The 1,564-nt window shown below is 42.9% G+C and carries 2 protein-coding genes; both read left to right on the top strand.

Annotated elements, in window-relative coordinates; all coding sequences use genetic code 11:
• The first annotated feature begins 199 nt into the window (after positions 1–199).
• Positions 200–436 (top strand): YdcH family protein, encoded by a 237-nt coding sequence (locus tag AB4161_RS06255; protein ID WP_017067743.1) that lies wholly within the window; start codon positions 200–202, stop codon positions 434–436.
• 194 nt (positions 437–630) lie between these two features.
• On the top strand, positions 631–1,527 hold the full coding sequence (locus AB4161_RS06250) for a LysR family transcriptional regulator (RefSeq protein ID WP_102320698.1): 897 nt from the start codon (positions 631–633) through the stop codon (positions 1,525–1,527).
• The last annotated feature ends 37 nt before the right edge of the window (positions 1,528–1,564 follow it).

Genomic DNA, 1,564 nt, shown 5'->3' with positions numbered 1-1,564 from the left:
CTTTACGGGGTCACTTCATTACGTGAGGCTTTCTTCTATGTAAAACAACGCATCCCTGCCGATTTATGTTGTAAATTTGTGAATCTGAATTGTCTATATTCTATGCTGTGTACTGGATCTCATTTGTTATTTGACTCCCTTGCTAAGGTTAATAATGAATGCGTAATACCAATCACTTTACTCAACTTAAGAGGTTTCTATGCTAGGTGAAAATCATTCTCTTGTTCACGAATTTCCTGAAATGAAAGATAAAATTGCTGAGCTTGTTAAAACTGACGATGGCTTTGCAGCAGACATGAAGACGTACGACAACCTTGATAAAGAGATTCGTAAGCTTGAGCTGAAAGATTCACCCATTGATGACGGCTCGATGCACCAACTGAAACATGATCGTTCTGTACTGAAAGATGCACTGCATGCACGTTTAACTGGCTAGTGAGTTGGTAATTTTGCTGACTAGCTAAATGGCGAATTGCAGACTTAGACAAAAAAACTCCTTCGGGAGTTTTTTTTCGTTTTGGCTCAATCACTTCTTCACAATTCAACTGAGTTAATACGTTGTATTATTATGTGAATGACGCATAATGAGGGTTACTGGCACGCGATTTTTAAGATTTTATTGGTAATCTCATGAATATTGAACACCTCAAATTGTTTGTTCGTTTAGCTTCCACACATAACATCAGCATGGCTGGGCAAGAGCTTGGTTTGTCTCCTGCTGTTGCAAGCTCGCACATCAGTAAACTGGAAGACAATTTAGGCGTTCGCTTGGTCCACCGAACCACTCGTAAGGTCTCTTTAACCGAAGAGGGGGAAGCATTCTTACCTCATGCTGAAGAAGTGTTATCGAGCGTGGATGCTGCCAAATCGGCGGTCGGTGTGGGTTGTGATTCTCCAACCGGAACGTTGCGAGTTACCGCATCTGCGTCTTTTGGACGTTTGCATCTTGTTCCTGCCTTACCTGGATTCTTAGAGCGCTACTCTGGGTTAAAAGTCGATCTCAGGCTATCAGATTCGATGGTGGATGTTGTTGAGGGTGGCTTTGATATCGCGATTCGTATCTCGGAGCTGAAAGACTCGACACTGATTGCCCGAAAACTTGCGACAGACAAGCGTATTGTGTGTGCATCGCCTGATTACTTAATCAAATATGGTAAGCCAGCCAAACCTCGAGATCTTAACGATCATCAATGTATTAGCTTAATTGGTTTAGAAAACTGGACCTTCAATACTGAAAGCGGGCCTAAGACGATTAAGGCATCTGGGTCGTTCAGGGCAGATAACGGGGAAGCACTGCGTGACGCAGCCTCAGGTGGTATGGGGATCACGGTGACATCGAATTGGTGTGCCTATGAACAACTGAAAAGCGGTCAGCTGGTTCAAATATTAGAAGATTACCCATTAACATCAGAGCCTGCAATTTGGGCTGTGTACCCAAGCACAAGGTTACTTGCACCAAAGGTGAGAGCCTTCATTGACTACTTCTCTGAATATTATGGTAATCCACCGTATTGGGAACAAAAGTAGAATCAGATAGATTTAACGAAAAAGCCCTACGTGACTA

The organism is Vibrio sp. 10N.286.51.E5 (assembly GCF_041469125.1).
GTDB lineage: Bacteria > Pseudomonadota > Gammaproteobacteria > Enterobacterales > Vibrionaceae > Vibrio > Vibrio crassostreae_C.
Note: the sequence above shows the minus strand (reverse complement) of the source record. Positions and strands in the feature narration are given on the sequence as shown.

Excerpts from the sequence above, each read along its gene's own strand:
- AB4161_RS06255 (WP_017067743.1), top strand. The coding sequence starts at position 200 with ATGCTAGGTGAAAATCATTCTCTTGTTCACGAATTTCCTGAAATGAAA.
- AB4161_RS06250 (WP_102320698.1), top strand. The coding sequence starts at position 631 with ATGAATATTGAACACCTCAAATTGTTTGTTCGTTTAGCTTCCACACAT.